The following is a 24856-nucleotide window of genomic DNA, read 5'->3' as shown; positions in this document are numbered from 1 at the left end:
ACGCACGCCTGGGAGGCGGGAGATGGCGAGAGGCACGTCCGCCGGAACGGGCCTGCGGCGTGACGCCGTGGGCCCGCGCGAGGTGCTGTTCCAGAGCGTCACCGCCATGGCGCCCGGAGCGGCCGTCGCCGCCTCGATCCCCGGCGGCGCGCCGTTCGCGGGCGGCAGCCTGCCGCTGGGCGTACTGATCGCCCTCGCCGGTGCCCTGTTCGCCGCCTGGTGCGTCGGGGAACTCGCCCGCGAACTGCCCGCCGCCGGCTCGCTCGCCACCTACAGCACCCAGGGGCTGCACCCCGCGATCGGCTTCCTCGTCGCCTGGGCGTACGTGTTCGTCGAAGCGCTCATCGCCCCCATGCTGCTGCTCCAGCTCGGCTTCACCACCGCCGGCACCCTGCACGCCGAATGGTCCGGCCACCCGGCGGACCTGTGGTGGCCGTGGGCGCTCGCCGGAGCCGCCGTCATCACCGTGGCGGGCGTGCGGGACATCCGCGCCTCCACCCGGCTGGGGACCGTGCTGGGCGTCTTCGAGACGGCCGTCTTCCTCGCTCTCGCCGCCCTGCTGATCGTCCGCGCGGGCGGCGGCAACACCCTGTCGGTGTTCACCACGCAGCACACCCCCGCCGAACACCCCGGCATCGGCGGGGTGTTCGCGGGCTCGGTCTACTGCGTGCTCGCCTTCGGCGGCTTCGAGGCCGCCGCCCCGCTCGCGGAGGAGGCCCGCAGACCCCGGGACACGGTCCGCCGCGCCGTGCCCGGGGCGGCGCTCGGCGTAGGCCTCGTGTATCTGGTGACCACCTACGCCATGGCCGTGTTCTACGGGCCGGACCGCCTCGCGGGCTTCGGCACCGAGGGCGCCGCCTCCTGGAGCGGAGTGGCCCGCTCCACCTACGGCCTGTTCTGGGTCCTGGTCTTCCTCGCCGTGGTCAACTCCTGTGTCGCCAACGCCAACGCGGGCGTGACCATCGCCACCCGCACCGCCTTCGCCCTGGGCCGCGCCGGAGTGCTGCCGCGCCCCCTGGCCGTCGTCCACCCGCGCCACCGCTCCCCGGTCGTGGCCGTCGCGGTCCAGAGCGTCCTGGCGGTGGCCGTCGTCCTGGGCCTCGGTCTCGGCTTCGGGCCCACGACCGCCTACTACCTCGTCGCCACGGTCCTCGTCACCGTCGAGACCGGCGTGTACATCGTCGTCAACTGCGCCTGCACCGGCTACTTCTGGCGCAGAAGACGCGAGCGCTTCCGGCCCGTACGGCACCTGCTCGTGCCCCTCCTCGGCAGCGCCGCGTTCGTCCCCGCCCTGCTGACCGCCGCCGGACTGCCCGTCTTCCCGTTCGTCACCCGGCTCGTCGCGCCGGTCTCCTACGCGGGGGCGGTCGTCGGCGTCTGGCTGGCGCTCGGCCTGGCCGTCCTGCTCGTCCTGCGCCGTCGGCACCCCGAGCGCCTCGCGGAGATCGGCCGGATCCACCACGAACCCCCGGCACAGCGCACCGTCCCAGCGGAAGAAGAATCGGAGCCGCAGCCCCGTGAGTGAACCCACCGTCCTGAAGGTCAGGCCCCAAGAGGGCGAGTACGCCTGGACGTTCGGCGGCGCCCCGCCGATCGCCCGCATCAGGCCCGGCACCGTCCTCGACCTGTACACGGAGGACTGCTTCGGCGGCCGCGTCCGTTCGGAGAAGGACCTGGTCTCGCGCGTGTGCGCGTTCCCGTTCCTCAATCCGCAGACCGGGCCCTTCCACATCGAGGGCGCCGAGCCCGGCGACACGGTCGCCGTCCACTTCGTCTCCGTCGAACCGGCCCGCGACTGGGCCGCGTCCACGACCGTCCCCCTGTTCGGCGCCCTCACCTCCACCCACGCCACCGCCTCCCTCCAGGAGCCGCTCCCCGAACGCGTGTGGATGTGGCAGCTCGACCGCGAGCGCCGCACGTGCCGATTCAGCGCACATGACAGCGACTTCGCCGTCGACCTGCCCATGGACCCCATGCACGGCACGGTCGGCGTCGCCCCCGCCGGACTGGAGGTCCGCTCGGCGCTCGTCCCCGACGCGCACGGCGGCAACATGGACACCCCCGAAATGCGCGCAGGCGTGACCTGCTTCCTCGGCGTCAACGTCGACGGCGCCCTGCTGAGCCTCGGCGACGGGCACGCCCGCCAGGGCGAGGGCGAGACCTGCGGGGTCGCGGTCGAGTGCGCCATGAACACCGTCGTGATCGTCGAACTCCTCAAGGGCGTCACGACACCGTGGCCGCGCCTGGAGTCCGACACGCACATCATCTCCACCGGCTCCGCACGCCCCTTGGAGGACGCCTTCCGCATCGCCCAGGCCGACCTGGTGGACTGGCTGCACCGCGACTACGGGCTCTCCCGCCTCGACGCCTACCAGTTCGTCACCCAGACCGCGGAGTCCCCGCTGGCCAACGTGTGCGACGCCAACTACACGTGCGTGGCCAGGCTCCGCAAGGAGTGGCTGCCGACGGGCACGGCCCACCGCGATCTGCACCGGCGGCTGCGCGCGTCGGCCCGGCTGCTGACCTGACCCGCCGGGCGGCCCGCCGGGACGCTCCCCGGCGGGCCGCACACCTCACCGGGCCGCCAACGCCGGGTCGCTCACCCCGGGTTCGCCGTTCTCCACGTGCCCGGCCAGCCGCCGCAGCCAGCCCGCGTCGGTGTCCGCGACGACCCCCAGGTCGTACCAGCGCTTGCCGCGCCGCAGGTCCAGCGTGTGCGTCACGCGCTGCCCCGCGCCCACCCGGAAGCTCTCGCGCCGCCCGCCGTAGGAGTCGGTGACCGTCAGGGTGGCGGCGTCCTTGCCGGAGTTCGCCAGGGTCAGCTCCAGCCGCCCGTCGGGCAGATGGCGCGCGGTGACCTCGGGACCGGGCGCGGTGCCGGACCCCTTGAAAGCCCGCAGGAAACCGTTCGGACCGTGCACCGTCAGGTCGTAGACGCCCTGCGAGTACGCGGTGTTCCAGGTGTCGGAGAGCGTCTTGCGGTCCTCGGTGGTGTACGTCCACGGGCCGTCCGTACGGTTCGCGGACGTCACCAGGAAGCAGGCGCCCGCCGCCGCGCCCGAGCCGAAGGTGAGCGTGACGCGCCCCGTCGACGGGGTGACGGCCGCGTCCACCAGCGGCGCGTACGGCAGCGGGCGCGTGGGCCGTGTCCCCGGCTCCTGCTGCGGCAGCGCGGGGGAGGCGGGCGGCTCGGGCACGTAACTGGGGTGCCGGTCGCGGTCCTTGGGCCGGTAGCCGTCGGTGTCCGGGAGTTCGGCCCGCCCGGTGTCCTTCAGCCGGAAGTCGAACGCCGAGGTCAGATCGCCGCAGATCGCGCGCCGCCACGGGGAGATGTTCGGCTCGCGCACCCCGAAGCGCCGCTCCATGAACCGCAGCACCGACGTGTGGTCGAAGACCTCCGAGCACACGTATCCGCCCGTGCTCCACGGCGAGAGCACGAGCATCGGCACGCGCTGCCCGAGCCCGTACGGGCCCGCCGCGTACCCCGCGTTGCCCGCGAACAACTCGGAGGCGACATCGACCGTGGAGGCACCCCGGGCGGCGGAGGCCGGCGGGAAGGGCGGCACGACGTGGTCGAAGTAGCCGTCGTTCTCGTCGTAGGTGAGGAACAGCACCGTACGGCTCCACACCTCGGGATCCGAGGTGAGCGCGTCGAGGACCTGGGAGACGTACCAGGCGCCGTAGTTCGCGGGCCAGTTGGGGTGCTCGGAGAACGCCTCGGGCGCGGCGATCCACGAGATCTGCGGCAGCCTCCCGGCCCGTACGTCCGCGCGCAGGACGTCGAAGTAGCCGTCGCCGTTCTTCGCGGTCGTGCCGGTGCGGGCCTTCTCGTACAGCGGGTCACCCGGCGCGGCATCGCGGTAGGTGGTGAAGTACAGCAGGGAGTTGTCGCCGTAGTTGCCCCGGTAGGCGTCGTTCGTCCAGCCCCAGGAGCCGGCCTTGTCCAGCCCGTCGCCCGTGTCCTGGTAGATCTTCCACGAGACGCCGGCCCGCTCCAGCCGCTCCGGATACGTCGTCCAGCCGTAGCCCGCCTCCTCGTTGCCGAGGACGGGGCCGCCGCCCTTGCCGTCGTTGCCGGTGTGGCCCGTCCACAGGTAGTAGCGGTTGGGGTCGGTGGCGCCGATGAACGAGCAGTGGTAGGCGTCGCACACGGTGAACGCGTCGGCGAGCGCGTAGTGGAAGGGGATGTCCTCGCGCGTGAGGTAGGCCATCGTGCCCGTGCCCTTGGCGGGGATCCAGCGGTCGTAGCGGCCCTGGTTCCACGCCCGGTGCCCGCCCGCCCAGTCGTGGTTGAGGCCGGCGATGAACTGCATGCCCAGGTCCTCGGCGTCCGGGCGGTACGGCAGGACGTCCCTGCCGCCGTCGGACTGCTGCCACACCGTCCTGGTGCCCGTCGGTGCCGCCGGCCGCGGGTCACCGAAGCCGCGCACCCCCTTGAGCGAGCCGAAGTAGTGGTCGAAGGAACGGTTCTCCTGCATGAGCACCACGATGTGCTCGACGTCCTCGATACTGCCGGAACGCCGCCGCGCGGGGATCGCGGCGGCCCGCTCGATGCTCCCGGCGAGCGCGGTGAATCCGGCGCCCGCGCCGGCGATCTGCAGGAAGCGGCGTCTGTTGAGTTGACGGGGGGTCTCGGACATCAGCGGTGACCTCTTGGGGTGCGGGGAGCGGGGACGGGAGTCCGTCGAGTGTTCCAAGGGGAACGAGCGCCGGGGAAGACACGGTGACCCACGGGTTTCGGGCCGCGGTACACGTGGCGAACGCCCCCGCCGGTACGGGCGATTCCGGACGGACCCCGGCACGGCGACGGCCCACGCGGAGCCCCGGCGGGGCGGGATGGCATCCTTGACCGGGTGAACGGACCCGAGATCCACCTGAGCATCGCCCCCGGACTGCGGCTCTTCGTCGCCGCCGCGTACCGGACGCGGAACGCTCCCCTGCTCACCGACGGGTCCTCCAGCCTCGGCCACGTCGTCGAGTCCCTGGGCATCCCGCTCACCGAGGCCGGCCGGCTCCTCGTCGACGGCCGCGACGTTCCCCCCTCGCATGTGCCGGGCCCTGGCGAGACGGTCGAGGTGCTCCCGGTCGAGCGGCCGCAGCGGGTGCCCGGGGCGCCGCTGCGCTTCCTCCTCGACGTCCACCTCGGCACGCTCGCGCGGCGGTTGCGGCTGCTCGGCGTCGACGCCGCCTACGAGAGCGAGGACATCGGCGACGCCGCCCTCGCCCAGCTCTCCGCCGCCGAACGCCGCGTCCTGCTCTCCCGCGACCGGGGGCTGCTGCGGCGGCGCGAGCTGTGGGCGGGCGCGTACGTCTACAGCGACCGGCCCGACGAGCAAGTACGCGACGTCCTGGGCCGGTTCGCGCCGCCGCTCGCGCCGTGGACGCGCTGCACCGCCTGCAACGGGCCGCTCCAGGACGCCGAGAAGGAGACGGTCGAGGACCGGCTGGAGCACGGCACGCGGCGCACGTACGACGTCTTCGCCCAGTGCGCCGCCTGCGGCCGCGTGTACTGGCGCGGGGCGCACCACGAGCGGCTCCAGGCGTTCGTCGACGAGGCGATGCGCGAATTCGCCGCGTAATCCGTACCCAGAACTCAGCCGAAAGTGATCGGTCGGCCGGCAGTCGCCCTGTTCCGTGACGGGTGCCGTACCTGAGCATGCAGAGGCCGACGGGGCGCCGTGGCGTCCCGCGAGGCGTCGCCCTGCGCTCGTACGGCACCCACTGACGGACAACCACGAGGTGACGTGTGAGCGCGATCAAGCGTGTGCTGGTGACGGTGAGCGGAGCGGCGCTGACGGGTACGGTGCTCGTCGGACCGGCCGCGGCGGCGGAGGACAAGGGCCTCACGGCCCCCGCCAGGAGCACGGCGGCGACGGCGGGAGCGTGCACGGGGGCCTTCGAGGGCAACCCGCTGCTCGGCCCGGAGACGAACACCCTGCCCAAGGCGGAGGAGAAGCCGGTCGGCCCGCTGCTGGTGGGCTACCAGCGCACCGGCAAGCTCTCGTCGGCCGACTTCCTCAAGAAGTACGAGGAGCCCGGCAAGGGCTGGAAGTACCCGCCCAACGACGGCTTCGCCACCAAGGGCGGCAAGATCGACAAGAATGAGACGACTTTGAAGGCCGGCCAGCTGCTGGATCGTTTCGGCGGGGAAGGCGGAACGTTCCTGGCCCCGGCCGGGGCGAAGTACGGCGCGCGCGCCCTGCCCCCGAACAACCTCAACACGCAGGACCCCAAGTCCCCCTGCAACTACCACACCTACAAGGTGCTCAAGCCCTTCAAGGTGTGGCAGGGCGGCATAGCCCCCTGGTTCGAGCAGGCCGGCGGCGGCCAGCAGATCCTGCTCGACCCCAAGCTCCAGCCGGTCGGCCCGGGGGAGCGGCTGAGCGTGGCATGGCTGGTGGAGAAGAAGTTCCTGGCACGCGCGTAACCTGACGGGCCGGGGCGGGGCCGCCTGCGACGGACCCCGCCCCGGACCCCAAGACCCAAGCCTGCCCGGGGGGCACCCCATGAACCGGCACGAAGTACGCGAGGCACTGCGCACAGCACAAGTCCCCGACGGCCTCTACCGCATCGAGGGCATCCACGAACCCTTCCCGCCCCCCACCGACTACCACTTCCTCCGCCACCGCGACGGCACGTGGGAGAGCGGCTTCTACGAGCGCGGCCACCACGACGTGACCGCCCGCTTCACCGACGAGGCGGCGGCCTGCGCCCACCTGCTGCGGGAGGTGCTGCGGGGCCGCTGACGGCGCGGGGGCGGCACCGCGATCAGGACACGGAAACCCGCCGTCCCCGCGGGCTCGCCGACCCGCCGGCCCCCGCTCTCGACCCACGCGTGCGCCGCGAACGGCGCCGACCGCACCCCCGCGCACCACGTGGGCCACGCCCCGCCCATCCGGCACAACAGGGCCGTGGCCAGCGACCGTTGGAGACAGTAGGTGCCCGCGCACAGCGTGCTCACCGCCGTCACGTCCTGCCGGGCCCGCAGCGTCCGCGCGAACCCCGCCGGCACCGCGCCGCGGCGCACGAACTCAAGCACGGCCCGCAGCCGTCGCGGCCGCAGCCGCGCCAGACACCGCGCGGCCGCGACGGCCGTCCGTGCGGCGATCCGGCGGCGCAGCGGCGGCCGGGGCCCGGCCGCCCGGAGGACCTGGCTCACGGCGCGATCAGCAGCTTCGCGCGCGTGAGCCGGTCGATGAGCACGGCCACGTCGGCCGCCGCGCGCTCCCGGCTCACCGGCCGGGTGTCCGCGAGCCGTTCACTGATCTGCTCCGGCGTCGCCCCGTGCAGCAGCGCCCGGACCACGAGCGCGCCGGTGCCGTTGAGCTGCCAGTAGCGTCCGGTGCGTTCGTCGAGGAGCACCATGCCGTCGTCCAGGGAACAAGTGGTCACATCAGCGCGCAGTCGGCTCAACAGGCACTCCCTCGGGCTCGGTTCGCGGAACGGGGGTCTCACGGCTCAGACAGGCCGGGGCCGGCCGCGCGGCCAGATCGCGCAGCCACTCCTCGGCCCCCAGCGTGAACTCCAGGTCGGCGGCGCCCCCTCCCAGCAGCCCCGGCGAGAGCAGGGCCCGCCGCAGCGGCTCCGCGTCGACGACGCCCGCCGCCACCAGATGCGACTCCTCGGCCCAGGCGGCCAGCTCCCTGCGGTGCAGCCGCATCCCCAGCTGCCACTCCTGGCCGCAGTGGTCCTTGGTCGTCCGGCGCAGCACGCGCTCGGGCACGATGCCCTCCATCGCGGCCGCCAGCAGCGGCTTGTACACCCACGGCCCGCCCGTCTCGCGCGGACTGGCCGCCAGACAAGCGGAGATGACGGCGTCGTCGCAGAACGGACTGTGCGCGGGCAGCCCGGCGGCCGTCGTCTCGTGCGTGATGAGCGCGGCGATCCGGCCCGCCTGCTGGGCCTGCTGGAGCCACGCGTGCCGGCCCCGGTCCGCCGCCAGCGGCTCCCCGCTGGCCGCGCCCAGCAACTCCTCGACCATCCCGAACGCCTCGTCGCTCGCCCACGGCGGCAGACACGGCCACGGACCCCAGCCCTCCGGCACGGGCCCGCGCCCCACCCCGTCCCGCAGCATCGCGGCCGCGCCCGCCAAATGGGCCGCGTACGGGCGGGAGTCGAGCAGCATCCGCACCGTGGCCCCCAGCGGCCAGCGCCGGTGCGCCCGCAGCGCCGCCGCGTGCCGCAGCCCCTCCAGCGGGGCCCGCCGCAGCAGCGTGTGCACATAGGCGTCGGGGGGCCGCACCAGGTGGTCGCCCCCGTGGCCGGTCAGCCGCCGCACGGCCCCGTACGCGCGCATCGAGCCCGCGATGTACCGCTGTTGCAGCCGGTCGCGCAGCGCGGCGGACGGCTCGTCCGGCGCGTCGTGGCGCTCGCGCAGCCCGGAGAAGAGGGCGGGCACCGACTGCGGGGGCAGCACCAGGCGTGCCAGGTGCGGGAGTCGGCCGGACGCGTGGCGCGCGTAGAGCGGGTCCTCGTTGCCGGGCGCGCCCCAGTGGAAGGTCGCCGTCACCAGCTTCGCGCCCGCCTCGGCGGCGAGGAAGCACAGCGACGTGGAGTCCATGCCGCCCGACAGGTCGGCCCCCAGCACCTCACCGGGCCGCACCCGCACCGCCACCGCCTCCCGCAGCGCCGTGCGCAGCCCCGACGCGGCCTCGGGCAGGGGCAGCTCGCTGTCCGGCGGCCGCCACCACGTACTCGTGTGACAGGCGCCGTCCGGCTCCACCCGCAGCGCCTGCCCCGGCGGCAGCCCGTGGATCCCCCGCCACATCGCCCCGCCCGCGAGCGGATACGGCAGGTACGGGGTCACCAGGCGCGCGGCGAGCTGCGCGGTGTCCAGCCGGGCACGGGTCAGCCACGCGAGCGTACGGGCGCGGTCGGCGCACACCGTGAACCCGTCGACGGTCGTCCAGTACACCCGCCGCTCGCCGGACAGGCTCCCGCGCACGTAGGTACAGCCGTCGACGGCGGCAGCGACATGGAAGCTGCCCGGTACGTCCCGCACCGCGGTCTCGACGTCCGCGAGCCCCCGCACGTGCCGGAGGCGGTCCGCGAGCCCGGCGGGGCCGATCGCGCACGTCCCCGCGACGGCGAGCCGGGCCGTGTCGCCCCACGCGAGCCCCATCCGGTCGGCGGGCCAGGAACCGAGCAGCCAGGGCCGGCCGGAGGGGTGCGCGACGCCGTAGCGGGCGTACTGGCGCAGCCGCCGGAGCAGGAGGGGCGGGCACGGACAGTCCGGCAGCGTCACGAACCAGCTGGGGGTCTCGCCCATGCGGTACGTCTCCAGGGGATGAGCGCGGGGCGCCCGGCGCGCGGTGGGGGCGGGCGCGGGATTGCTGTGGCCGGTGGCGGGACCGCCGGGCCGGTGTGTGGGGGGGCAGGGGGCGGTCCGGTACGGGTCGGGGTCCGGCCGCCCCCCGAAAGGCGTGAGCTGCCGCCCGTCAGCCGAGGGTGAAGCTGAGGATCCCCTCGGAGACGTCCCCGCGCGAGCCGCGGGTGAGATCGGCGAAGTCACCGACCTCGGCGAGCATCGGCGGCTCGTACACGTCGCAGGGCTCGGGCCGTCCGGGCCCGGACGGTTCGGTCTCCGGCGTCTCGCTCACGCACATCACCTCCCGGCACGGGCGGACCCTCCGCCCGCGCCCCTCCAGTGAGACACCCGGGCGCCGGGGCACGCGAGGGCCTGCCGCCCGCGACCACTCCTGTGAGTGGCCGATCGTCCGCTTTCGGGTACTAGTGGGGCCCGAACAGGCATAACTCGGCCCAGACCCGAAAAAGGGGCACAGGGATGCTCATCGATCATGCGTCCCGCTGGTATCGGCGGGGCGTGTCGGCGCGGTGACCCGTGGTGACATCGGGGGGTGCGGGGTGTGAGGTGGGGCATGCGGCCCAGATCACATACGAGGCGGGGTAGTGGGGAGGGTGGCGGCCGCCCGTCCGGATAAAACGGACATACGGGGCGATGTTTTACGCCTTATGTCCGTGTTCGGGTAGTAGGTCACAGGCCTTGTCAGGGGTTTTCCGCGCCGCTAACAATCGTGGTGTCGCTGAGCGCCGCGTTCGGACACGGCGCTTCTTTCACGCCCTTTACGGGCCGTCGAGACGCGACTCCCCGATTGGAAGGTTCAGCTCACCCATGCGCTCCACCGCTTCCGGCCATACCCGTCTGTCCAAGGTCCACACCGTCGCCGCCGCCGGCATCGCGGCGCTCGGCGCCGCCGCCGTGGCCCTCGCGGTCGTCCCGACCGCGCACGCCGCCGACACGCAGTCGCTCGGTGTGAAGACGGTGGCCGCCAAGACGGACGCCTTCGGCCAGACGCAGACCGGTGAGCTGACCCAGCGCTCGGACGCCGCCGCCACGGACGCGAAGGCCCAGGCCGACGCCGCCGCCCAGCGCGCGGACGCCACCGCGCAGAAGGCCCGCGCGGACAAGCAGGCCGCGAGCCGCTCCACCGACCGCGCCGAGCTCAAGGCCGCCCCGGCTGCCGCCGCCCCGAAGCAGTCCTACGGCGACAACCTGGACGGCTGGATCCGCGAGGCCCTGGACGTCATGCAGGCCAAGGGCATCCCGGGCTCCTACGAGGGCATCAAGCGCAACATCATGCGCGAGTCCACCGGCAACCCGCAGGCCATCAACGACTGGGACGTCAACGCCGTCAACGGCGTCCCCTCCAAGGGCCTGCTGCAGATCATCGACCCGACCTTCAAGGCGTTCCACGTCGACGGCACGTCCTGGGACATCTACGACCCGGTCGCCAACATCGTCGCCTCCTGCAACTACGCGGCCAAGACCTACGGCTCGATGGACAACGTCAACTCCGCCTACTGATCCCAGGAGTTGAACCACCGCGAGGGCGGTGGCACCCGGAACCCGGGTGCCACCGCCCTTTTCGCGGTCGGCCGAAGGCGATGCCCCCGAATGCGCGCCCGAACGGGCGATTCCCCGACACTCCCCGATAAATACCTCGTTCTTCCGTGAACATGTGGAAGATGTGGCAGCGGTGACAAACATGGCTATTTCTGCTGTCACTTGCCAACACGTACGAGTAGCCGGGACGACATGTCGAACGAACATCGGCCGCAGGCCGCAGGGGGCACGGGCGGAACAGTCACCGCGTCCAAAGGTGAGAAGCTCGCGGACTGGGCGGACGGCCGTGTCGGCCTGTTCACGCTCGCCAAGGCGAACCTCAGGAAGATCTTCCCCGACCACTGGTCCTTCATGCTCGGGGAGGTCGCCCTCTACTCCTTCGTCGTCATCATCCTGACGGGCGTCTATCTGACGCTGTTCTTCAAACCCAGCATGAACGAAGTCGTTTATCACGGCACCTACACGCCGCTGGACGGCATCCGCATGTCCGACGCGTTCAAGTCGACGCTCGACATCAGTTTCGACGTCCGCGGCGGCCTGCTGCTCCGTCAGGTGCACCACTGGGGCGCCCTGGTCTTCGTCGTCGCCATGCTGGTGCACATGATGCGGGTCTTCTTCACCGGCGCGTTCCGAAAGCCGCGGGAACTCAACTGGCTCTTCGGAGCAGGGCTGTTGATCCTCGGCATGTTCGACGGCTTCATGGGCTACTCGCTCCCCGACGACCTGCTGTCCGGGACCGGTATGCGGTTCATGGAGGGCGCGATCCTGTCCGTACCGATCGTCGGCACGTACCTGGTGATGTTCATTTTCGGCGGGCAGTATCCCGGCCACATCTGGGTGCCACGGCTGTTCACCGTCCATGTGCTGCTGATCCCCGGCATCATGGCGGGTCTGCTCGTGGCCCACCTGATCCTGGTCATGTACCACAAGCACACCCAGGGAATCCACGCGGGCAGGAACAACAACAACGTCGTCGGACTGCCCCTGTTGCCGGTCTACATGGCCAAGGCCGGCGGCTTCTTCTTCCTCGTCTCCGGCGTGCTGGCCCTCTGCGCCGGCATCGCCCAGGTCAACCCGATCTGGGCATACGGACCCTACCGGCCCGACGAGGTGACCACCGACGCGCAACCCGACTGGTACATGGGCTTCTCCGAAGGCCTGATCCGCATCATGCCGGGCTGGGAGATCAACCTCTGGGGCCACACCCTGGTACTCGGAGTGCTCATCCCGCTGATGGTCTTTCCGCTGGTGCTGATCGCCCTGTGGGGCTATCCGTTCTTCGAGGCCTGGCTCACCGGGGACAAGCGCGAACACCACATCGCCGAACGCCCCCGCAACAACCCGACGCGCACCGCTTTCGGCGCGGCCTGGATCTCCGAGTACGTGCTGCTGCTGGCCGCCGGCGGCAACGACCTTGTCGCAACGCACTTCCATCTGTCGCTCAACGCGATCACCTGGACATGCCGGATCGGCTTCTTCGTACTGCCCGTCCTGGTCTTCGTGCTGACCAAGAGGTTCTGCCTCGGCCTCCAGCGCCGCGACAAGGAGAAGGTGCTGCACGGGCGCGAGTCCGGCGTCATCATGCGTTACCCGCACGGCGAGTTCGTCGAGGTCCACGAACCGCTGTCACAGGAAGACCTGTACTTCTACACCGCGCACGAGCAGCCGGCACCGTACGAGCTCCCGGCGGAAGTGGACGAGAACGGCGTCCCGCGGAAGATCACCTGGGCGGAGAGAATCCGCGCCCGCCTGTCCGCGGCCTACTTCAGCGAAGAGGGCCGGATCCGCAAGCCGACAGCGGAGGAGTACCGGCAGGCCCTCGAAGCCCACCACGGCGCGGAAATGCCACCGGCCGTCGAGGAACAACAGGTCGCTGAGGGCCACCGCTGATCCGTCAGCACGCCGAATCCCGTCGCGCCGGAGGTGGAGTGACCGTGGGCGTGCGTGGCTGGACCGCGAGCATCCGTTCACTGGCGCTGCGGAGATGCCGCCGTCCCTATCCGTACGGACTGCTCATGCCGGTCGCGAGCGTGGCCACGGCGGCCGCCGCCGCCGAGATCCGGGAGTTCCTCGACACCTGCGGGATCCGGTCCACCACAGCCCCCTGCTCACGGCGGCGGCGCGAGCCGGCCGCCCGGCGGCGGTGGCGCTTCCAGGTACTGGTCTTCGTCGAGGACGTCTCACGAGCCCGACGCCTCGTGAACGAGTGGACCTCGCCCGCCGGTACGAGGTGATCGCCGGCCCCGGACCCGCACCCCGTAGCGTGTCCCCCGTCACCGCACGGACCCGTGCACGGACCGAGGACAAGGGAGCAGCAACAGATGCCGACCCGCACCGTATTCAGGACTGTGGACGTCCCCACCCCCGACGGCACCGCCGACGCCTACGTCGCCCACCCCGAGGGCGACGGCCCCTTCCCCGCCGTTCTGCTGTACATGGATGCCATAGGGCTGCGCCCCGTGATCCGGACGATGGCCGAGCGGCTCGCCTCGCACGGCTACTACGTCCTCGCGCCCAACGTCTTCTACCGGCACGGCCGGGCGCCCGTGTTCGAACTGCCCGACCTGAAGGTGCCGGAGAACCGGGAGCAGCTCATCGGCCGCATCAGGCCGGTGATGCAGGCGCACACCCCCGAGCGCATCGTCCGGGACGCCCGCGCCTACCTCGACTTCCTCGACGCGCAGCCGGAGGTACGGACCGGGCCGGCCGGGGTCACCGGCTACTGCATGGGCGGGTTCCTGGCGCTGCGCACGGCGGCGGAGGGCGGGCAGCGGGTCGCGGCGGCGGCCGGTTTCCACCCCGGGTTCCTCGTCACCGACGGGCCGGACAGCCCGCACCTGCTCGCCCCGCGCATCACGGCGGAGCTCTACTACGGCTACGCCGACGACGACCCCACCATGACCGCCGAGAACATCGACACCTTCGAGAAGGCCCTCAGTGCCGCCGGGGTCCGGTTCACGGCCGAGGTCTACGCCGGCGCGCCCCACGGCTACACCATGTCCGACACGGCTTCCTACGAGCCCGCCGCCGAGGAGCGGCACTGGCAGCGCCTCCTGGACCTCCTCGGCCGCACCCTGGCCGCCGGGCGGTGACGCCCGCCACGCCCCGCCCGCTTGGACACCCGCCGACCCGCCTGTGACAGACTCGTGACCACTTGTGTCCGCACGGTGCGCAAACGCGCACCAGCAAACCCACGGAGTACACGTCATGACCAAGGTCCGGCTGACCACCAACCACGGTGACATCGTGCTGGCGCTCAACGAGGAGAAGGCGCCCAAGACGGTTCAGAACTTCCTCTCGTACGTCGACGCCGGCCACTACAACAACACCGTCTTCCACCGGGTCATCCCCGGCTTCATGATCCAGGGCGGCGGCTTCGAGCCCGGCATGAAGGAGAAGAAGACCAACGCGCCGATCCAGAACGAGGCCGACAACGGTCTGAAGAACACGGCGTACAGCGTTGCCATGGCCCGTACCAACGACCCGCACTCGGCGACCGCCCAGTTCTTCATCAACGTCAACGACAACGACTTCCTCAACTTCTCGTCGAAGTCCCCCCAGGGCTGGGGCTACGCGGTCTTCGGCGAGGTCGTCGAGGGCCAGAACGTCGTCGACACCATCAAGGGCGTGAAGACCGGTACGCGCGGCTTCCACCAGGACGTCCCGAAGGACGACGTGGTCATCAAGAGCGCCGCGCGCGAGGCCTGACCGGCCCCGCGGCCGCCGCACCTCGCCCCGCCCCGGCCGGTGGACACCGGCCGGGGCGGGTGCGTGCGCCCGTACGCGCCCGGGCGTCCCGTCCCGCCCACGCGTAGTACACGACACCCGTCACCACCAGGCCCACGAGCCACGAGATGTCGGCCCCGCCGAGCTGCCGGGTGAGCGGTCCCGTGTACAGCTTCTGTGCCAGGAAGGGGACTTGGGCGAGGACGCCGACGGCGTAGCCGACGAGAGCCGCCGCGTTCCAGCGGCCGTACCGGCCCTGGGGGTCGTAGAGCGCGGGAACGTCGACGTGTTCCCGCGAGATCAGGTAGTAGTCGATCAGATTGATCGCGCTCCACGGGGTGAAGACCATCAGGAGCAGCAGCACGAAGTTCTTGAAGTTGTCCAGGAAGTCCGCGCTCGCCGCGATCGCGATCACGACGGCTGTCGCCGTGAAGGCCACGATGGCAACGGCACGCGCACGCGGCGCTATCCGGGAGCGGCCGTCGAAGGCGGTCACGGTCGTGACGACCGACATGAAACCGCCGTACGCGTTGAGGCAGTTCACGGTCAGTTTGCCGGTCACGACCACCAGGTACGTCAGGAAGGCCGCAGCCGGCGGTCCGGCCAGACGGCCGACGAAGCCGACCTGGTCGGCGAGGAACGCGTCCCCGGCGACGGCCGCGACGAGCGCCCCCAGGGTCATCGCCCACTGCGCGCCGAGGACGGTCCCCGCGAACGTGGCCCGGAAGACGGCGCGGGCATCGGTCGTCCGGGGCAGATAGCGGGAGTAGTCGGCCACGTACGGTCCGAAGGTCAGCTGCCAGCCCGCGCCGAGCGACACCGCCAGCAGGAACTTCGCGGCGTCGAAGGGCTTGTTGCCGAGGTGGGCGGGCACGTCGTAGCGCACGAACACGGAGATCAGCAGCCAGCCGAGGCCCGCGATCCCGGCGGCGGTCGCCACGCGCCCCACGGCGTGGATCAGCCGGTAGCCGGTCACGGCGACCACCGCCGTCAGCGCCCCGAAGACGACGATGCCGGGTGCCGTGCCCGGCAGGCCCAGCACTCTGCTCACGGCCTGCCCCGCCAGCACACTGCCGGTCGCGGCGAAACCCAGGTACATCAGGATCACCAGGACGAGCGGCAGTACGGCCCCGCGCACCCCGAACTGCGCCCGGCTGGCCAGCATTTGCGGGACGCCGAGGCGCGGGCCCTGCGCCGCGTGCAGGGCCATCACGGCGCCGCCGACGACATTGCCGACGAGCAGCGCGGGGATCGCCCACAGCGCGTCGGCGCCGAAGACGACCGCCAGCGCGCCGTCGACGATCGCCGTGATCTGCATGCTCGCGCCGAACCACAGCGTGAACTGGCTGCCCGGCGTGCCGTGGCGTTCCGCGTCGGGGACGACCTCGATCGTGCGCTGCTCCACGGCGCAGAATCTCGCATGCGGGAAAAACCGGCGTCAATAGGCTGGTTGGAGGGGCGCGTTCACGCCGTGGGTCCCGTGCGCGCCGTTCACGGCTTGGGCAGTCCCGGCCCCGGGCACCGTACGTCCGTCCCCGGCACCGCCCCGTCCACCAGGTACGCCGCGACCGTTCCGTCCACGCACGCGTTGCCCCGGCTGGCGAACACGCCGTGCGAGTAGTCGTCGTCGAGCGTCACCAGCCGTGAGCCGGGGAGGAGTTCGCGCAGGCGCCGGGCGCCCTCGACGGGTGTGACGGGGTCGTGGGCGGACGCCACGAGGAGTACCGGCGGTGTGTCCGGGCCGCCCAGGGGAGTGCGGTGCGTGGGGCGGTGGTGCCAGAACGCGCAGGCCGAACCTCGATGCCGGTGACGACGGGCAGCGGGTCGAGGCGCCGCAGCCGGCGCAGGTCGGCGGTGACGCGTGACGGCGTGGGGCCGGGCCCGTCCGCGCACTTGACGGTGCGGTTCGCGGCCTCGTACGTGCGCGAGTCCGGGCCGTCGAAGGGGGCGGCGGGCCGCAGCCCGTCGACGGTGCCGTCGCGCAGGTACGTGCGCAGACCGTCACCGAGGGGCGCCCAGCGCTCGGTGCGGCCGAGGGCCCGGTAGACGGACCGGTCGAACTCCGCGGCGCCGACGCCCTCGACGGGCCGTACGGCGAGCCCGGCCCGTACCCGCTCGTACGCTGCCCGCACTCCGCCCGCGGTACGGCCGAGACCGAACCGTTCGTCGTGCGCGGCCAGCCACCGGAACAGGGTGGAGCGCTGCCGCAGCAGGGCGCGGGCCTGCCGGAGGTCGAAGTCGTACCAGTCGCCGGGGCCGACGACGCTGTCGAGCACCATCGCCCCGGTGCGGTGGGGGAACAGCGCCGCGTAGGCCGCGCCCAGGTAACTGCCGTACGAGACACCGAGGAAGGTCAGGCGCGGCGTGCCGAGCGCGGCGCGGATCGCGTCCATGTCGCGGGCCGTGGCCCCGGTCGAGAGGTGGGGGAGGACGGCCTCGCCGACGCCGCGCGCGCAGTCGTCGGCGAGCCGGCGCAGCCCGGCGAGGTGCGCGCGCTCGGCTGCCCGGCCGTGGGGCACGGGATCGGCGGCGGGCGCGGCGAACAGCCCGCCCATCGCCCCGCAGTCGGCGGGGGCGCTGCGGCCGGTGCCGCGCGGGTCGAAGCCGATGACGTCGTACGCGCGCCGGACGCGCTCGGGCAGTCTGGCGCGCTTGGTGACCGCGTAGGCCAGGCCCGGCCCGCCGGGGCCGCCGGGGTCGACGAGGAGGATCCCGCGGCGCTCGGCGGGGGTGCCGCTCGCGGGGACGCGCGAGACGGCGATGTCCAGCTTCGGGCCGTGGGGGTCGGCGTGGTCGAGGGGGACGGTGACGGTCGCGCACTCGACGCGGTCGGGCGCGGGCGGCGCCGGTACGGACGCGGGGCAGGGGCCGAAGGCGGGGGCCGGCGGGGTCGCGGACGCCGGCGGCGGCGCGGCCGCGAGGGAGGCGGCCACGGCGGCCAGGGCGCACAGCGCGGCGGCGGGGCGGAGGAGGGGAGGGCGCATGGGTTCGCAATCGGTCGCGGGCAGGGGCGGCTCAGCTGCTCAATTGGCAATGAAAATCATTATCGATTAGTGTCTGTGCACGGTCAACCGCCGCGACCACCGAACCGATCGTCGAAACGAGGAGACCCGTGGGACATTTGCTGATGATCGAGAGCTGGGTCGGATCGATGAGCAGGCTGCTGCCCAGCGCCATCCGCGACCAGGGCCACGAATTCACCTTCCTCACCCGTGATCTCCACCACTACCTGCGCTCCGCCCCCGAAGGCACCGACCACCCGCTGCTCGCCGCCCGCGGCGTCCTCACCGCCGACACCAACGACCCCGACACCCTCCTGCCGCACATCGCGGAACTGCACCGCGCCCTGCGCTTCGACGGCGTGCTGACCTCCTGCGACTACTACCTGCCCACCGCCGCCCGCGTCGCCGCCCGCCTCGGCCTGCCCGGCCCCCCGGTCCGCGCCGTCACCGATGCCTGCCGCAAGGACGCCACCCGCCGCGTCCTCGACGCGGCCGGACTGCCCGGCCCCCGCTTCGCCGTCCGCGCCGACCTGGCCTCCGCCACCGAGGCCGCCCGCGAACTCGGCTTCCCGCTCGTCCTCAAACCGGTCGACCTGTGCGCCGGGATGTACGTACGGGCCGTCGCCGACGAGAACGAACTCGCCGCAGCGCACCGCGCCCTCGCCGGCTTCCCCGTCAACGCGCGCGGCCAGCGCCGCGACCCGCGCGTCCTGCTCGAAGAAGTCCTGCACGGACCCGAAGTCAGCGTCGAGACCGTCACGTTCGCCGGCACCACCCATGTCGTCGGCGTCACTGACAAGAGCGTCGGCGGCGCCCCCGCGTTCGTCGAGACGGGCCATATGTTCCCGGCCGCCCTCGACGCCGCGCAGCGCGAAGCCGCCACCACGACGGCCGTACGCGCCCTGGAGGCCCTCGGCCTCGACAACGCCGTCGCCCACACCGAGATCAAGCTCACCCCCGACGGGCCGCGCGTCGTCGAGGTCAACCCGCGCCCCGCCGGCAACCGCATCACCGAACTCGTCCGCCACGTCACCGGCGTCGACCTCGCCGCCGCCTGCGTCGACCTCGCCCTCGGCCGCGCCCCCGACCTCACCGCCAGGACCACCGGACTGCGCAGCGCCGCCATCGGCTTCCTGCTCCCCGAGACCCCCGGCATCCTCGACCGCGTCGACGGCACCACCGGACTCGACGGACAACCCGGCGTCCTCGAAGCACAGTTCAGCCGGCCCGGCACCGCCGTACGGGCCTCCGGCAGCAACAACGACTACCTCGGCCACGTCATGACCGCCGACCCCGACGGCCCTGGCGCCCGCCGCCGCGCCGAGGACATCCTCGCCGGCCTGCGCCCCCGGATGGTGACCCGGTGACCCCCGCGACACCGGCCCCCGCCGTGCACCGCCCGCCCCGCGCCGTCTCCCTCGCCGACCTCCAACAGCGCGTCCACGACGGCCAGTACGGGCCCGCGCCGCACACCCTGCGCGCCTCCGTCGCCTTCACCACCAGCCAGGCCGTACACCACACCGGCCGCCGCGGCGGCTACCGCAACGAGGTGCTCAGCCTCCGCGTCGGCGCCGCCGTCGGCTCCTGCGCCGTCGAACCCGGCACCCTCCCCGCCCGGACCGCCGAGCAGTGCGCCGGCGCCGACGTCGCCACGCTGCTGCGGCACCCGGTCCTCCCCATCCGTATCGCCGCGCTCGACGCCTACCTCATGCACACCGCCCCGCACAGCACCACCCACGGAGCGAGCCCCTGGCCGCTGCCCGCCGGGGACTCCCTGCGCAAGTCACGGGCCCGCGCCCGCGCCGTGGCCGACCTGCTGCGGGCCGCGCCCGGCGAGCGCGTCCTCGTCATCGGCGTCGTCAACTCCCTCCTCGAAGCCCTCCGCGAGCGCGGCAACCACTGCATCCCCTGCGACCTCAAGGGCGGCACCACCGAGTGGGGCGAGACCATCCGCACCGACGCCCACGCCGAACTCGGGCGCTGCGACGCCGTACTGGCCTCCGGCATGACCCTCGCCAACGGCACCTTCGAACCACTGCGCGCCCACGCCGCCCGCACCGGCACCCGCCTCGTGATGTTCGCGCAGACCGGCAGCGCGATCCTGCCCCGGCTGCTCGGCTCCGGTGTCGACGCGGTGTGCGCCGAACCGTACCCGTTCTTCTGGCTCGACGGCGGCCCCGGCGTCGTCCACCGCTACCTCCACCGCCCGGGCGGTGCCCGATGACCCGCGCACCCCGCCCCAACCCCCACCTCCTGCGCCTCCTCGGCCGCACCCCGCTGGCCCGGATCACCGCCGAACTGCCCCTGCCGCACCCGGGATTCTGGGCCAAGCTCGAAGGGCTCGGCGCCGGCGGGATGAAGGCCCGCGCCGCCGTCGCCATGCTCCGGGGTGCCGCCCGCCGCGGCGAACTCCGCCCCGGCGCGACCGTCGTCGAGTCCACCTCCGGCACCCTCGGCCTCGGCCTCGCCTTCGCGGGGCAGGCCCTCGGCCACCCCGTCGTCCTCGTCGGCGACAGCGAACTCGAAACCTCCATGCGGGCGTTGCTGCGCGCCCACGGCGTCCGCCTCGAACTCGTCGACCGGCCCGCCGCCGAGGGCGGCTGGCAGGCCGCCCGCCTGACCCGGCTGCGCGAGATCCTCGCCGCGCACCCCGGCGCGTACTGGCCCGACCAGTACAACAACCCCGACAACGTGGCCGGCTACGCCTCCCTGGCCGCCGAACTCGCCGACGGGCTCGACCGCGTCGACGTGCTCGTGTGCAGCGTCGGTACGGGCGGACACAGCGCCGGACTCGCCGGCCCGCTGCGCCGCCGCTGGCCCGGGATGCGGCTCGTCGGCGTCGACGCCACCGGCTCGACGATCTTCGGCCAGCCCGCGCGACCCCGGCTCATGCGCGGCCTCGGCAGCAGCATCCACCCGCGCAACGTCGCCCACGACGCCTTCGACGAAGTCCACTGGGTCGGCGCCGCCGAGGCCGCCGACGCCTGCCGCCGGCTCGCCCGCACCGACTACGTCACCGGCGGCTGGAGCACGGGCGCCGTCGCCCTCGTCGCCGCGTGGGCCGCCCGCACCCACCCCCGAGCGACGGTCGCCACGATCTTCCCCGACGGCCCGCACCGCTACCTGGGCACGCTCTACGACGACACCTGGACCGCCCACCACGGCCTGCACCACACCCCGCCCCGCACAACCCCGCAAGAAATCCCGCACCCACGCGCGGCGGAGGCCACGGGCTGGACCCGCTGCGCCCGGGTCATGGACCCGCTGAACGCCGACGGGGCGGCGGCACGGGGCGCCGGTACGGCGGGGGCCGTGTGGGGGCCGCGGCGGGACCCGGTGCCCCAGCGTGGCCCCGCCGGACAACGGTCCGGTAACGGGGAGGAGTTCGCCGGGGCGGGCGAGGGCCCGCGTGGGGTGTCGGTGCCGGGGGCGGGGGTTGTGCGTGACGCTGCCGGGCAACCGTCGGCCGCCGGGGCGGGCGAGGGCCCGCGTGGGGTGTCGGTGCCGGGGCCAGTGCCCCTGCATGGCCCGGCCGGGCAGCAGCCCGCCGCCGAGGCGGAGCCCGTCGGGGTGAGTGACGGCCCGCGCGGTGCGCCGACGCCGGATCAGCCGAGTGCCGGTGGCGCCGCGGTACGGGGTGCCGGTACGGCGGGGGCCGTGTGCGGGCCACGGTGGGACCCGGAGCGCTTGCGTGGCCCGGCCGGGCAACGGCCTGGTGACGGGGAGGAGTTCGCCGGTGCGGGCGAGGGCCCGCGTGGGGTGGCGGTGCCGGGGGCGGGGGTTGTGCGTGACGCTGCCGGGCAACCGTCCGCCGCTGAGGCGGAGTTCGCCGGAGCGGGCGAGGGCCCGCGTGGTGTGCCCGCGTCACGTCCGGCTGGCGACCGGCCGCGGGCCGGGGAACCGCACGACCCCGGCCCGCGCAGCGGGCACCCGCACCCCGGTGCCCGTCGTGCCCCCGCCCGCGGCCCGCGACCCGTACCGCCTCCAGGAGGTCACCGGTGAGAACCACCCTGCGCACCGCGCGACTGCGGCTCGCCGAGCCGTTGCGGATCTCGCGCTCCGTCATGGCCGCCCGCGACGCCGTGTGGCTGTCCGTCGAGCACGACGGCGCCCGGGGCCACGGCGAGGCCGTCACCAGCGCCTACTACGGGCTCGACGCCGCGACCGCGCACCGGCTGCTGCGCCGCGCCGCCCTCGAACTCGGCCGGTTCGCCACCCCCGAGAGCGCCCTCGACGCCGCCCGCGCCGGGGAACTCCTGCCCGCCGACACCGTCCCCGCGATCACCGCCGCCGTCGACGCCGCCCTCCTCGACCTCGCCGGCAAACACACCGGAACCCCCGCCCACCGACTCCTCGGCACCGCCACACCCCCGGCCGCCGCCACCGCCCGCACCATCGGCATCACCTCACCCCGGCAGGCCGCCGCCCACGCCCGCCGCCTGGCCGAACTCGGCTTCACCACCGTGAAGATCAAGGCAGGTACACCCGACCCCCAGGACGACCTCGACCGCGTCCGGGCCGTACGCGACGCCGCCCCCCGCGCCCGGCTGCTGCTCGACCCCAACGGCGCCTGGACCCCTCACGAGGCCCGCCGACTCCTGCCCCGGTTCCGGGACATCGGCGTCGAAGCCGTCGAACAGCCCATCGCCCCCGGCGACCCGGACGCCCTCGCCCGCCTCGCGCGCACCGCACCGCTGCCGGTCATCGCCGACGAGGACGCCGTCGGCATCGACGACGTGCGCCGCCTCGCCGGCCGCGTCCACGGCGTGAACGTCAAACTCGCCAAGTGCGGCGGCGCCCACGCCGCCCTGCGCATCGCGCGACTGCTCACCGGCAGCGGCACGGACCTCATGCTCGGGTGTCTGACGGCCAGTTCGCTCGGCATCGCCCCCGCCGTGCACCTCGCCGACCGCGCCCGCTGGCTCGACCTCGACGGACACCTGCTGCTCGCGCACGACCCCTGGCAGGGCATCGGCGGCACCGACGGCACCGTCCGCGTCTCCGGCCGCCCCGGCCTGGGCCTGCGCCCCGCCCTCGCCTCCGCGTCACCGCTCGCCCGCCCGTACGCCCCCGGCGCCGCCCCCGCTCCCGCCCCCGACCCCGCGCCCGTACCGACCCAAGGAAAGGACCACCGTGCGGACTTGGCGTGAGATACGCGGCTACCCGCTCGCGATCCGCCTCCTGCTGGTCAACCAGCTCGGCGTCAACACCGGCTTCTACCTCCTGATCCCCTACCTCGCCACCCACCTCGGCCAGGACCTCGGCATGTCCGCCGCCGTCATCGGCATCGTGCTGGGCGTACGCAACCTCAGCCAGCAAGGCCTGTTCCTGCTCGGCGGCTCGGCCGCCGACCGGCTCGGGGCACGCGGCGTCATCATCACGGGCTGCGCCCTGCGCACCGTCGGCTTCGCCCTGTTCGCCCTCGGCGACAACCTGCCCGTCCTGCTGGGCGCCTCGGTCCTCAGCGGCCTCGCCGGCGCCCTGTTCAACCCGGCCGTGCGCGCCTACCTCGCCCAGGAGGCGGGGGAGCGCAAGGCCGAGGCGTTCGCGCTGTTCAACGTCTTCGCCACGACCGGCGCCCTCGTCGGCCCGCTCCTCGGCAGCGCCCTGCTGCTCGTCGACTTCCGGCTCTCCGCGCTCACCGCCGCCGCGATCTTCGCCGTGCTCACGCTCGCCCAGGCCGCCGTCCTGCCCGCCCGCGACGTCGCCCCCACCGGAGGCAGCGTCCTCGCCGACTGGCGCGAAGTCCTCGCCAACCGCGCCTTTCTGGCGTTCTCCCTCGCCATGGTCGGCATGTTCACCCTGGAGAACCAGCTCTACCTGCTGCTGCCCGACGGGGCACGCCGCGCCACCGGCTGGCAGGGCGCCCCCGGACTCGTCCTCCTCACCGTCACCCTCGCCAACCTCGCGCTCCAACTGCGCGTCACCCGCGCCCTGAAGCGGCGGCGCAGCCGGCCCGAATGGATCGCCGTCGGCCTCGCACTGATGGGCCTCGGATTCCTGCCACCCATGGCCACGACGGCAGTCGACGGATCAGGGCGCGGCTGGGGCACGGCCGCCCTCGCCGTCCTGCCCGTACTCGCCGGAGCACTGCTGCTGTCCCTCGGCGTCATGGCGGCCCAGCCCTTCGTCATGGAACTCGTCCCCGCCTTCGCCCGCCCCGAACTCACCGGCACCTGCTTCGGGATCTTCTACGTCGTCTCCGGCCTCGCCTCCGCCGCCGGGAACACGGCCGTCGGCTGGGCCATGGACACCGGCGCCCACGGCGGCACCCAATGGCTGCCCTGGGCCTGCGCGGCCGCGCTCGGCCTCGCCTCGGCCGCCGGCGTCGCCCACCTGCACCGGCGCCACGCCCTGCCCGAGCCCGCCGGCACCGCAGCGGCACCCCCGGCCCGTACCCCCGCGAACTCCCCCCAGCGAGAGCCCCGATGACCCACACCCGCGAACCCGTCCCCGACCACGGCAACCTCCTCACCGACCACCCCGAGCTCTACGAGGCCCGCTTCCCCGACCCCGTCCGGCTGGCGGCCCGCTGGACCGAGGACCTCCTGCGCGCCCACGGCGCCGGACCGCGCGTCCTCGACCTCGGCTGCGGCACCGGCCGCGACGCCGCCTGGCTGCACCGCGCCGGCCGGACCGTCACCGGCGCCGACACCTCCGAACCCATGCTCACCCACGCCCGCACCCACCACCCCGGACCCCACTACGTCCACGCCGACCTGCGCGGCTTCGACCTCGGCGAGAACACCTTCGACGCGGTCGTCTGCCTCGACAGCTCCCTGCTGTACTGCCACACCAACCCGGAACTCGACGGCATGCTCGCCTCCTGCCGGCGGGCGCTGCGGCCAGGAGGACTGCTCGTCGCGGAAATGCGCAACGGGGCCTACTTCCTGGGCAGGACGCGCCTGCTGGACGCTCCCGCGTGGAGCCGCTTCACCTGGCGGGACACCACGTACACGGCCATGACCACGCTCCGCGTGGACCGTGCCGCGCAGTTGTTGTGCCGTCGCCGTGTCTGGACGGCGGACGACGGCTCCGCGCCGGTCGAACAGCACTCCGCGTGGCGGCTGCTGTTCCCGCAGGAGTTGCGGTATGCGCTGGCCGCGCATGGCTTCGGGGTGCTGTTGCTGCATGACGGGCCGGGGCCGCGGACGGAGCCGGTGTGGCGGGAGGGGATGCCTTCGGGTGGGGCGGTGGCGGACGGGGATCGGTTGCATGTGGTCGCGCGGCTGGTGGGTGCGGGTTAGGCCGTGACGGGGTGTCT

Annotated in this window: 23 protein-coding genes and 1 pseudogene; 16 read left to right on the top strand and 8 right to left on the bottom strand. The window is 73.4% G+C overall.

Annotation, left to right across the window (positions count from 1 at the left end; translation table 11 throughout):
* Positions 1-22: 22 nt before the first annotated feature.
* Entirely contained in the window at positions 23-1525 is a 1503-nt protein-coding gene (locus ACFP1Z_RS09825) for an APC family permease (protein WP_390315601.1), read from the top strand.
* Positions 1518-2528 (top strand): acetamidase/formamidase family protein, encoded by a 1011-nt coding sequence (locus ACFP1Z_RS09820; protein WP_390315600.1) that lies wholly within the window; start codon positions 1518-1520, stop codon positions 2526-2528. Before ACFP1Z_RS09825 ends, ACFP1Z_RS09820 begins: the two co-directional genes overlap by 8 nt.
* Positions 2529-2573: 45 nt before the next feature.
* On the opposite strand, the gene ACFP1Z_RS09815 is transcribed toward ACFP1Z_RS09820, so the two are convergent.
* Positions 2574-4640, bottom strand: coding sequence for a phosphocholine-specific phospholipase C (locus tag ACFP1Z_RS09815; protein ID WP_390315599.1), 2067 nt, complete (start codon positions 4638-4640; stop codon positions 2574-2576).
* A 213-nt stretch (positions 4641-4853) separates the two neighbouring features.
* On the opposite strand from ACFP1Z_RS09815, the gene ACFP1Z_RS09810 reads away from it, so the two are divergent.
* The 3 genes from ACFP1Z_RS09810 (at position 4854) to ACFP1Z_RS09800 (ending at position 6746) form a co-directional block, all read left to right on the top strand.
* On the top strand, positions 4854-5579 hold the full coding sequence (locus tag ACFP1Z_RS09810; protein ID WP_390315598.1) for a Mut7-C RNAse domain-containing protein: 726 nt from the start codon (positions 4854-4856) through the stop codon (positions 5577-5579).
* 167 nt (positions 5580-5746) lie between these two features.
* Positions 5747-6427: a TNT domain-containing protein gene (locus tag ACFP1Z_RS09805; protein ID WP_390315597.1), complete on the top strand. Its 681-nt coding sequence runs from the start codon at positions 5747-5749 to the stop codon at positions 6425-6427.
* Positions 6428-6506: 79 nt separating this feature from the next.
* Positions 6507-6746: a hypothetical protein gene (locus ACFP1Z_RS09800; protein WP_390315596.1), complete on the top strand. Its 240-nt coding sequence runs from the start codon at positions 6507-6509 to the stop codon at positions 6744-6746.
* On the opposite strand, the gene ACFP1Z_RS09795 is transcribed toward ACFP1Z_RS09800, so the two are convergent.
* From ACFP1Z_RS09795 to ACFP1Z_RS09780, 4 genes are all read right to left on the bottom strand, one after another.
* Positions 6653-7159, bottom strand: coding sequence for a lasso peptide biosynthesis B2 protein (locus tag ACFP1Z_RS09795; protein ID WP_390315595.1), 507 nt, complete (start codon positions 7157-7159; stop codon positions 6653-6655). The two genes, ACFP1Z_RS09800 and ACFP1Z_RS09795, sit on opposite strands and share 94 nt — an antisense overlap.
* On the bottom strand, positions 7156-7413 hold the full coding sequence (locus ACFP1Z_RS09790) for a lasso peptide biosynthesis PqqD family chaperone (RefSeq protein WP_390315594.1): 258 nt from the start codon (positions 7411-7413) through the stop codon (positions 7156-7158). The genes ACFP1Z_RS09795 and ACFP1Z_RS09790 overlap by 4 nt, the downstream gene beginning before the upstream one ends.
* Complete coding sequence (locus tag ACFP1Z_RS09785) at positions 7394-9268, bottom strand: asparagine synthase-related protein (RefSeq protein ID WP_390315593.1); 1875 nt, start codon at positions 9266-9268, stop codon at positions 7394-7396. The genes ACFP1Z_RS09790 and ACFP1Z_RS09785 overlap by 20 nt, the downstream gene beginning before the upstream one ends.
* A gap of 169 nt (positions 9269-9437) precedes the next feature.
* A complete protein-coding gene (locus ACFP1Z_RS09780) occupies positions 9438-9599 on the bottom strand; it encodes a lasso RiPP family leader peptide-containing protein (protein ID WP_390315592.1) in 162 nt (53 codons plus the stop codon).
* Positions 9600-10132: 533 nt separating this feature from the next.
* On the opposite strand from ACFP1Z_RS09780, the gene ACFP1Z_RS09775 reads away from it, so the two are divergent.
* The 5 genes from ACFP1Z_RS09775 to ACFP1Z_RS09755 all read left to right on the top strand — a co-directional run bounded on the left by ACFP1Z_RS09775 (position 10133) and on the right by ACFP1Z_RS09755 (position 14572).
* Entirely contained in the window at positions 10133-10825 is a 693-nt protein-coding gene (locus ACFP1Z_RS09775) for a transglycosylase SLT domain-containing protein (RefSeq protein ID WP_390315591.1), read from the top strand.
* Positions 10826-11056: 231 nt separating this feature from the next.
* Complete coding sequence (gene qcrB, locus ACFP1Z_RS09770; protein WP_390315590.1) at positions 11057-12754, top strand: cytochrome bc1 complex cytochrome b subunit; 1698 nt, start codon at positions 11057-11059, stop codon at positions 12752-12754.
* Positions 12755-12804: 50 nt separating this feature from the next.
* Positions 12805-13098 carry a hypothetical protein gene (locus ACFP1Z_RS09765; protein ID WP_390315589.1) on the top strand — a complete coding sequence of 98 codons (294 nt, stop codon included), beginning with the start codon at positions 12805-12807 and terminating at the stop codon, positions 13096-13098.
* An 87-nt stretch (positions 13099-13185) separates the two neighbouring features.
* Positions 13186-13956: a dienelactone hydrolase family protein gene (locus ACFP1Z_RS09760; protein WP_390315588.1), complete on the top strand. Its 771-nt coding sequence runs from the start codon at positions 13186-13188 to the stop codon at positions 13954-13956.
* A gap of 115 nt (positions 13957-14071) precedes the next feature.
* A complete protein-coding gene (locus ACFP1Z_RS09755; protein ID WP_390315587.1) occupies positions 14072-14572 on the top strand; it encodes a peptidylprolyl isomerase in 501 nt (166 codons plus the stop codon).
* Here ACFP1Z_RS09755 and ACFP1Z_RS09750 read toward each other — a convergent pair.
* The 3 genes from ACFP1Z_RS09750 to ACFP1Z_RS09740 form a co-directional block, all read right to left on the bottom strand.
* A complete protein-coding gene (locus tag ACFP1Z_RS09750) occupies positions 14547-15995 on the bottom strand; it encodes a purine-cytosine permease family protein (RefSeq protein WP_390315586.1) in 1449 nt (482 codons plus the stop codon). The genes ACFP1Z_RS09755 and ACFP1Z_RS09750 overlap by 26 nt on opposite strands.
* Positions 15996-16081: 86 nt before the next feature.
* Positions 16082-16339 carry an alpha/beta hydrolase gene (locus ACFP1Z_RS09745; protein WP_390315900.1) on the bottom strand — a complete coding sequence of 86 codons (258 nt, stop codon included), beginning with the start codon at positions 16337-16339 and terminating at the stop codon, positions 16082-16084.
* The gene (locus ACFP1Z_RS09740; protein WP_390315585.1) at positions 16225-17574 is read right to left on the bottom strand and encodes an alpha/beta fold hydrolase; all 1350 of its coding nucleotides are present in this window, start codon (positions 17572-17574) and stop codon (positions 16225-16227) included. The genes ACFP1Z_RS09745 and ACFP1Z_RS09740 overlap by 115 nt, the downstream gene beginning before the upstream one ends.
* Before the next feature lie 128 nt (positions 17575-17702).
* Here ACFP1Z_RS09740 and ACFP1Z_RS09735 point away from each other — a divergent pair, with 128 nt between their 5' ends.
* The 6 genes and pseudogenes from ACFP1Z_RS09735 to ACFP1Z_RS09710 all read left to right on the top strand — a co-directional run bounded on the left by ACFP1Z_RS09735 (position 17703) and on the right by ACFP1Z_RS09710 (position 24839).
* Positions 17703-18959, top strand: coding sequence for an ATP-grasp domain-containing protein (locus ACFP1Z_RS09735; RefSeq protein ID WP_390315584.1), 1257 nt, complete (start codon positions 17703-17705; stop codon positions 18957-18959).
* Positions 18956-19816, top strand: coding sequence for a Rossmann-like domain-containing protein (locus ACFP1Z_RS09730; protein WP_390315583.1), 861 nt, complete (start codon positions 18956-18958; stop codon positions 19814-19816). Before ACFP1Z_RS09735 ends, ACFP1Z_RS09730 begins: the two co-directional genes overlap by 4 nt.
* A pseudogene (locus ACFP1Z_RS09725) lies at positions 19813-20859 on the top strand (PLP-dependent cysteine synthase family protein); the annotation flags it as partial. The gene ACFP1Z_RS09730 and the pseudogene ACFP1Z_RS09725, both read left to right, overlap by 4 nt.
* Before the next feature lie 731 nt (positions 20860-21590).
* Entirely contained in the window at positions 21591-22742 is a 1152-nt protein-coding gene (locus tag ACFP1Z_RS09720; protein WP_390315582.1) for a dipeptide epimerase, read from the top strand.
* Positions 22726-24024: an MFS transporter gene (locus ACFP1Z_RS09715; protein ID WP_390315580.1), complete on the top strand. Its 1299-nt coding sequence runs from the start codon at positions 22726-22728 to the stop codon at positions 24022-24024. The genes ACFP1Z_RS09720 and ACFP1Z_RS09715 overlap by 17 nt, the downstream gene beginning before the upstream one ends.
* Positions 24021-24839: a class I SAM-dependent DNA methyltransferase gene (locus tag ACFP1Z_RS09710; RefSeq protein ID WP_390315579.1), complete on the top strand. Its 819-nt coding sequence runs from the start codon at positions 24021-24023 to the stop codon at positions 24837-24839. The genes ACFP1Z_RS09715 and ACFP1Z_RS09710 overlap by 4 nt, the downstream gene beginning before the upstream one ends.
* Positions 24840-24856: the final 17 nt, after the last annotated feature.

The organism is Streptomyces gamaensis, assembly GCF_042656465.1.
Taxonomy (GTDB): Bacteria; Actinomycetota; Actinomycetes; order Streptomycetales; family Streptomycetaceae; genus Streptomyces; species Streptomyces gamaensis.
The sequence above is the reverse complement of the archived record's forward strand: the minus strand, read 5'-3'. Positions and strand labels throughout refer to the sequence as shown.

Bases quoted from the DNA above. Each gene is read 5' to 3' on its own strand.
- ACFP1Z_RS09825 (WP_390315601.1), top strand. From the start codon at position 23: ATGGCGAGAGGCACGTCCGCCGGAACGGGCCTGCGGCGTGACGCCGTG.
- ACFP1Z_RS09815 (WP_390315599.1), bottom strand. From the start codon at position 4,640: ATGTCCGAGACCCCCCGTCAACTCAACAGACGCCGCTTCCTGCAGATC.
- ACFP1Z_RS09800 (WP_390315596.1), top strand. From the start codon at position 6,507: ATGAACCGGCACGAAGTACGCGAGGCACTGCGCACAGCACAAGTCCCC.
- ACFP1Z_RS09785 (WP_390315593.1), bottom strand. From the start codon at position 9,268: ATGGGCGAGACCCCCAGCTGGTTCGTGACGCTGCCGGACTGTCCGTGC.
- ACFP1Z_RS09775 (WP_390315591.1), top strand. From the start codon at position 10,133: ATGCGCTCCACCGCTTCCGGCCATACCCGTCTGTCCAAGGTCCACACC.
- qcrB (WP_390315590.1), top strand. From the start codon at position 11,057: ATGTCGAACGAACATCGGCCGCAGGCCGCAGGGGGCACGGGCGGAACA.
- ACFP1Z_RS09760 (WP_390315588.1), top strand. From the start codon at position 13,186: ATGCCGACCCGCACCGTATTCAGGACTGTGGACGTCCCCACCCCCGAC.
- ACFP1Z_RS09755 (WP_390315587.1), top strand. From the start codon at position 14,072: ATGACCAAGGTCCGGCTGACCACCAACCACGGTGACATCGTGCTGGCG.
- ACFP1Z_RS09740 (WP_390315585.1), bottom strand. From the start codon at position 17,574: ATGCGCCCTCCCCTCCTCCGCCCCGCCGCCGCGCTGTGCGCCCTGGCC.
- ACFP1Z_RS09710 (WP_390315579.1), top strand. From the start codon at position 24,021: ATGACCCACACCCGCGAACCCGTCCCCGACCACGGCAACCTCCTCACC.